The organism is Paenibacillus terrae, assembly GCF_000943545.1.
Lineage (GTDB): Bacteria > Bacillota > Bacilli > Paenibacillales > Paenibacillaceae > Paenibacillus > Paenibacillus terrae_A.
On record NZ_JTHP01000037.1, the window covers coordinates 54,147 to 61,235 of the forward strand.

The 7,089-nt window shown below is 45.8% G+C and carries 7 protein-coding genes and 1 pseudogene; 2 read left to right on the forward strand and 6 right to left on the reverse strand.

What is annotated here, in order from left to right; all coding sequences use genetic code 11:
* Positions 1-74 precede the first annotated feature (74 nt).
* Together dapD and QD47_RS17655 are read right to left on the reverse strand one after the other, a co-directional pair.
* A complete protein-coding gene (dapD, locus tag QD47_RS17650; RefSeq protein WP_044647360.1) occupies positions 75-788 on the reverse strand; it encodes a 2,3,4,5-tetrahydropyridine-2,6-dicarboxylate N-acetyltransferase in 714 nt (237 codons plus the stop codon).
* Positions 789-899: 111 nt separating this feature from the next.
* Positions 900-1,805, reverse strand: a complete 906-nt coding sequence (locus tag QD47_RS17655) for a hypothetical protein (RefSeq protein WP_044647361.1) — start codon at positions 1,803-1,805, stop codon at positions 900-902.
* A gap of 208 nt (positions 1,806-2,013) precedes the next feature.
* Here QD47_RS17655 and QD47_RS17660 point away from each other — a divergent pair, with 208 nt between their 5' ends.
* Positions 2,014-2,958, forward strand: coding sequence for a DMT family transporter (locus QD47_RS17660; protein ID WP_044647362.1), 945 nt, complete (start codon positions 2,014-2,016; stop codon positions 2,956-2,958).
* 74 nt (positions 2,959-3,032) lie between these two features.
* Positions 3,033-3,896: a sulfurtransferase gene (locus QD47_RS17665; protein ID WP_044647363.1), complete on the forward strand. Its 864-nt coding sequence runs from the start codon at positions 3,033-3,035 to the stop codon at positions 3,894-3,896.
* Positions 3,897-4,363: 467 nt separating this feature from the next.
* Here QD47_RS17665 and QD47_RS17670 read toward each other — a convergent pair whose 3' ends face one another.
* From QD47_RS17670 to QD47_RS17685, 4 genes and pseudogenes are all read right to left on the reverse strand, one after another.
* Positions 4,364-5,404 (reverse strand): NAD(P)/FAD-dependent oxidoreductase, encoded by a 1,041-nt coding sequence (locus QD47_RS17670; protein ID WP_044647364.1) that lies wholly within the window; start codon positions 5,402-5,404, stop codon positions 4,364-4,366.
* Positions 5,405-5,633: 229 nt separating this feature from the next.
* On the reverse strand, positions 5,634-6,230 hold the full coding sequence (locus tag QD47_RS17675) for a YacL family protein (RefSeq protein ID WP_044647365.1): 597 nt from the start codon (positions 6,228-6,230) through the stop codon (positions 5,634-5,636).
* A gap of 194 nt (positions 6,231-6,424) precedes the next feature.
* Positions 6,425-6,798, reverse strand: a pseudogene (locus QD47_RS33930) (retropepsin-like aspartic protease).
* Positions 6,799-7,041 (reverse strand): hypothetical protein, encoded by a 243-nt coding sequence (locus QD47_RS17685; RefSeq protein WP_044647366.1) that lies wholly within the window; start codon positions 7,039-7,041, stop codon positions 6,799-6,801.
* Between the last annotated feature and the right edge of the window lie 48 nt (positions 7,042-7,089).

Consider the following 7,089-nt stretch of genomic DNA (forward strand, 5'->3'; position numbering starts at 1 on the left):
AAATTGTGCTGTCAGTGTATCATGCTTCTGACAAGGAATCGTTCACCTTTAGTACATTTAAAACTTTTTCATTCTTACAGGACGCGCAGTTCTTTCAAAATCTCAGTTTTTGATTTGGTCTTATCGTCGACCTGTTTGATCACGCGTGCAGGTGTACCGGCAACTACGGAGTATTCAGGTACATCTTCGGTTACGACAGCTCCGGCTGCAACGACTGCACCTTTACCGATTCGCACGCCTTCCAATACGACTGCATTCGCACCGATCAATACATCGTCTTCTACCACAACAGGCTGTGCAGATGGAGGTTCAATAACACCCGCAAGGACTACGCCTGCACCGATGTGACACATGTTACCTACTTTAACACGGCCGCCAAGTACAGCATTCATATCAATCATCGTGCCTTCACCAATGGTGACACCGATGTTAATGACTGCACCCATCATAATGACTGCGTTATTACCGATACCAACCATATCGCGAATATACGCGCCTGGCTCGATGCGGGCATTGATGCCTTTCAGATCGAGCATAGGCACTGCGGAATTGCGGCGGTCGTTTTCCACCACATAGTCTTCTTCATTAGCGTTAACACTGTCCAGAACAGGCTTGATGTCGGCCCAATCGCCAAATACAACGCCGCTGTCTCCGGAAATAAAAGCTTGAACATTCTCGCCGAATGATGCGGAAGCCAAAGCCCCTTTTACATATACTTTAACAGGTGTTTTTTTCTTGCTGTTTTTAATCACGTTGATGACTTCTTGTGTGTTCATTTCGATGGACATAGTAAATCTAACAACTCCTTCATCGCTTCATACGACTTCGCAAGCCGGAATGATCTTATTCTCTCATCCTTTATAGCACAAAAGTACAGGTCCCGCAATTACGGATTCGAGTTACTTGTTGGCTTGCAGGCTCTCCAGCGATGTATAAATGAAGGATTCGAAGCCCTCGGCAGGCTCGCCCTGAGGAATGTTTACCTTCACGATGAAGCCGCCTGTTTTATTTTCTACAACAATATATTGGCGTGTGACCTTCGAACCGTTCGCTTGCAGGAACAGACGGCTGCTGGTCAGCGCTTGAGGCACTTCGGCTTTATCTACTTTCACCGCTTTAGCGACGGAAGCCAGATCCTTTTCGCCTTCCTTTTGAAGCTCGTCCAGATTAACATCGGAAGGCAGCTTCGTAATTTCAGCGTAATAATTATCATCTACAGCCAAGGCTACACGGTTTTGATCAGGAAACAGGGACATGGGGTCAAACACATACAGTGAATATCCGTCTCCTTTTGCCAATGTAGCTGTCTGCTTTTCCTTTTTCCCTTCAAGGCTAAGCTCAAAAGCTTGCGTTTTCGAGCGTTCACCGCCTACTGCCTGACTGGAGCTGCCATTTTGTGTGCCTCCTGTTGCAGCCTCAGTTTTTTGAATTTTCGTCAAAATCAGTTGCTTGGCAGTCGCGTCGCCTTCCACTGCTTTTTCGTTGTATTCAAATGCAACTGAATCGCCTTCCTCAAGTCCGGCTACCACCGTGTCCAGTCCGTCACCCAGTTGGAAAGATTGGGCTTGGCCATTGGTTTCAATTTCAACCGTGTGCGGGTCAGCGGCTCCGTTGTATACGCCTGTTCCCTTTTTAACCTCCGGCTCGGCGATTGGCTCCGGTTTAACTTGTGGCTGTTGCGTCTGCGGTTGGTCTGCCCCTTGAGGTGCGGTATTATTGGTTTGCGGCTTCGTTCCACAGGCTGACAGAGCCAGCACTGACACTACAGTTAACAGTATGATTGAAAATGTGTTGCGTTTTTTCATAAAATCCACCTCCACTATGATAGACGAGTTTGTGCGGCAAAAGTTCTACGCAGCTCCATACTTAAAATCCTTCTTCCTGCATCGCTTTTTATATTCCACGCGGATGTCAGGTACGGTATAATGGGCTGTATTAAACCTAATTTTAGAGATACCGATGGAAGGAAACGTACACGTATTATTCTTCCTCCGTACTGGATGGAGCTGTCACATGAATCAAGCGCACAAACCGTCATTTTCCTTTGAACTACTGTACATCGTAGGTATTATCGCTATTTCGTTCTCCTCGATCTTCGTAAGATGGTCTGAAGCCGAGGTGTCCGTCATCGCTATGTACCGCTTGTACCTGACCAATCTGGTCATGCTGCCTCTAGTCTGGAAATACCGCACCGAGCTGTTTAGCCTGACTCGCAAGCAATGGATGCTAATCATCTGGTCCGGTATTGCACTAGGGCTGCACTTCTTGCTCTGGATGGGCTCGCTGCGACTGACCACAGTTGCAAGCTCTACCGTTATTATGACATTGGAGCCGATCCTTGTCATGCTCGGTTCTTTTTTGTTTTTCCGCACGGGCACAAACCGCGCTATGCTCATCGGAATGGGCCTGGCCTTTGTTGGCTCGCTGGCGATCGGAGCCGGGGATTTTCATGCCTCGGGACAAGCCTTGCTTGGAGATGCATTATCTTTTCTGGGGATGGTGGCCGTCTCTATCCATATGCTGATGGGCAAGCATCTGCGCGAGCATTTGAGCGCCTTTGTGTATAACTTTTGGGTATTCGCCATCGCGGCCACATCGCTTGCGCTGTATAATATGGTCAACACGATTCCTTTTACCGGATATGCTCCACGGGAATGGGGATTGTTCCTGTTGCTCGCCATTGTGCCCACGCTGTTCGGCCATTACCTGTTTAACTGGCTGCTCAAATACATCAACGCCACAGCGGTGTCGATGGCGGTACTCGGCGAACCCGTTATTTCTTCCCTGCTGGCTTGGGTGTTGCTGGGAGAAAAACTTTCTGCCTTACAATTTGGCGCAGGCTTCTTCATCCTGTTCGGGGTATGGATTTTTATCCGATACGGAACGGATTTCAAGAAGCAAGTCGTCCACCAAAGTGAATTGCCTGCCAGCGAGCCTCCCCTTAAGACGGGCTCCTAACTTATTTACCCCATTTTCATGAGCGGTACTCAATTGAATGATCTTAATGATAAAAAGGAAAGGCGGAATCCCTTATGAAATCCCTCGTATCCAAACGCTGGCTATTAGCTCGACTATATGAGCCAGATATCATCATCGCAGACTGCCGTTCTCTGCTCGGACAAGCCGGAGCGGGACGAGCTCAATTTAATGAGGATCATATTCCGGGGGCTGTTCACTTCGATCTGGAGGAAGACCTCACGGCTCCTCTGGGTGAGCATGGTGGACGTCATCCTTTGCCGGATGCTGACACACTTGCCGCGCGCCTGAGTCGCGCCGGAATCAACGCAGCTTCACGTATCATTGCCTACGATGATCAAGGGGGCATGATGGCCTCCCGCTTATGGTGGCTCCTGCGCTATTTGGGTCATGAGCAGGTGTACGTGCTGGACGAAAGCTACAGTGCTTGGAAGGAAGCGAAGTTCCCAATTACGGCAGACCAGCCGATTCGCATTCCCTCGACCTTTGTAGCAAATGTTCAGCCACAAATGCTCACAAGTATGGAAGAAGTACAACGTATATCCGAAGGTTCGGTTCCTGTTGGCTCCTATATCGGTTTTTCACCTATATTGATTGATTCGAGAGAGCGGCCGCGCTACCTGGGGCTGGAAGAACCCATAGATCAAGCAGCGGGGCATATCCCCGGTGCGGTGAATTTCTTCTGGAAAGAGGTCTTGGACGAAAAGGGTACATTTAAAAATGTGGAACAACTGGAAAAGCACTTTGCCAGCCTTGACCGGAATGCAGAAATTATCGTGTATTGCGGCTCAGGCGTATCCGCCTGCCCGAATGTGCTGACCTTGGGCGAGGCAGGATTTAGTAAGGTGCGGTTATATCCGGGGAGCTGGAGCGATTGGATTTCTTATGAGGAGAATCCAATTGTGGTGGGGGAAGAGTAAAAGCGGAAAGATGCATAGCAGTATGTAAAGTCTGAATACATCACCAAGCGATTTCCTAAGTTATATCTTTAGCAGGAGCGGTTGGATTTCTTACAGTGAGAATTCTATTGCGACTGGGGAAGAGTAGAAGGCTTAAGCAGATATACAGTATGTAATTTGGAGTACATCGCTCATGTGGCGATGTACTCTTTTGCGTTGTGCTCAGGAGTATCGAGGTCAACACGGAGTCAACGAATGGGGGTGAACGTACTTACAAAACGGTAATGTTGATTTTGGGAAGCTTTGTATTCTACATTCTGGCCCCCACCTTTTGAATGTTGAAAGACACTGTGATTTTGCTCGTGGTCGGACGACCACCATCGTCATGCTGGAGCTGTATATTGTCCTACAGCACCTCACGTACATGCGATTCCACTTGATTCACAACCTCACGCGCGAGAAACAGCGAGAACATCCCTCGAGTGGTCCTAAAATCGGGAGAGTCGACAAGGGTCTAATTCACTTCTTGATTCCCGATCGATTATTTCACTTGCAGCCAGATGCGCAATCAGCGGCGCCAGCGTAATCGCAGAATGCATCACCGCCAGATAAAGTCCCTTTATGTGATCTTGGAAGCCCACGATCGGATAGCCGTCTTCAGGCATTGGTCTCATCCCGACCTTTATGCTTTCCAGTTCCAGTTGATTCCCGTCCTTCAGACTGCGACGCAACGTGTCGAACGCTCGCTTACCGACCGCCTCTGGTCCGTTTTCCTCCGACTCGTCGATATAATCTTCCGCAGCCAGCAGCGTATAATCCGTCAGTTGACGCGCTTCAAATTGCGCATTTGAGATTAATGTGCGTATCAGTTTATTCGCAGTTTTCATCCGAATCAGAATGGAAGGCGACGACGTTACCGGCACGGGACAACCTAACGGGTTGCAAAGTTCGGGTATGCCTGTACCTGCGGCCAATACCACGACATCCGACTCCAGAAAACCCTTGGACGTATGGATGCCGACCAGGCGGGAATCTTCTTGCTGCAGCTGTGTAACGTTGGTACCGAACTGAACCTTTGCTCCGTACTCCCGCGCTTTGCTCAACAACAGCTCCGTTACCCCTATAGGGTCCACCGCACCTTCTTCGCTGACAAACATCGCTTCATCCGGATATTCCTTCAGATTCGGCTCCAATGCCTCAAGCTGCTCCCGGTTTAATTTTTGAAAGTGGAGTTGCTCCCTTAGGGGCGGAGTGCCCCAAGTCAGCGCTCCATGCCAATGAATTTTCAGTTCGGACAGCTCTTGCTGAAGCGCATGATATTCTTCCAAAGCTGCATCGTACAAATGCCAGTATTCGGGAGCCACCCTATGAGTCGTATGTATCCAGGCAAAAGATTTTTCCGTGACTTCACGCGCCGCGGCGGGGTGTCGTTCAATAACTGTTACATCTTGATTTCGTTTGGCCAGATGATAGGCCACGGACGCCCCGACAATCCCTGCGCCAATAATCACGATTTTTTGTTTATTCAATAATGACTCCTCCTTTGTCACCCTATTGTAACATAGGCGTCATGATAATCAGACGTTATAACATATGAGGGCAGTTGGAGCGACTGGGCCCAACGGACTTAGCCTCGCAGGATTGTTCACTGATTCAGCTTCTTCGCTTACAACTTCTGATGAACCAAGGGCAAAGCCCACAGCGTAGATACATTGTTAACTGGAGTTCCCGTCTTCTTCGAAATACTTCCATAACTTCTTATTTCATAATCCATTGTTTCATCCGATCTCTCATAGTGCCAGCAATCTCTTTGTCTCTCTTGTTAATCCATTTATATAATGGGTCCTCAATAAATCCCTGTATTTCTTTTCGTGTTTTATCTAGACTGTCTATTAGTTCTTTATATGAATATTGTATAGGGAAATAAACATTACTATCGAGTGTTTCTTGATCATCTGGCCAAACATATGCTTGATCACCGATATATGTAATACCTGGGGTAGGATCATGTCCCATCCATGGACTTTGTTTATTTGAAATAGAATAAATAACATTAGAAAAATCTTCTAACCCACAGCAACAACTTGGTAATATATATTTACTCTCGTCTTCAAAGAAAGCGATCCCTCCTGAAATAGCGACTTCTTCTTGCTGCAGTAATTCATTGAAAGACAAACAAAATGATTGTTCTATATTGATATGATTGTAACCAAATAGAAGAATCAAAAATAATTCAACATCTTGCTCACTTGATTGAGGAGAAAGGGAGATAATTTCTTCTCGAGTAACTTCGTTCGTAATCCATTCAGGCTTATCATAATATGGATCAATTATTACTGGTCTAGTGTAAGGCACTGTTGATTCCCCTTACTTTTATTTATCTTGCAGGAATTTCAGTTAACGTTTCTGTATTCATGAACCCCGCAGGGGTTGTCTGCTGAAATTCCTCTTCGAGATCCATCTCGCTCCGAAGGAGACGTAGCTTGAATATTATGTTAAATGAAGTTCTATTCTTCCCTGATTAACCTACTAAACATCTGCCAGCTTCTTTAACGTAAGAGCTCAAAGTTCTCTAAATCAACATTGAATTTGCCCTTTATTAATATATCTAACCCTAGTAATCCGTTAATGTTATGATATCTAAATGAAGTAAAGTCTATTGGGGTATCCCTTAAGATATATTCTCCTACCTGTATCCCCTCTATCGTTTTGGTAAATGCATGTTCTTTACCTCCGATTCCATAACTGGTTATAATGTCATCTTCTAAGCCGACTCGAATTCCAATATCATCCACTTCATCTGAGAAATCAATGTATGACTTGCTCCTGTATCAATAGCTACATTATTTATTACTTTCTTCTGTCCATTATAATGAATCGTTATTTCCGTAAATAATAATCCATCTTTATACTCAATTTTCATTTATAGATATCTCCTTAGACCAACATTCTTCCGAACTTTCACTATAACCCGATCCTTAGAAGTATGATAAATCAAGGTCTTCTCTTTGCTATTCAATAATTCTTTAGTTGCTTCTTCATCACTCACGGGGCCAATTACAGCAACATCATCTATGAATTCTTGACTATCTTTCTCTTCAGAATGAATAATTTCGAACTTCACAAATTGATTCGGAAAGATTTGTTGTACTTCCTGCCATTTCACGATTAATCCCTCCAAACGTTTTTAATTGTATTATATCATTTATTTGGT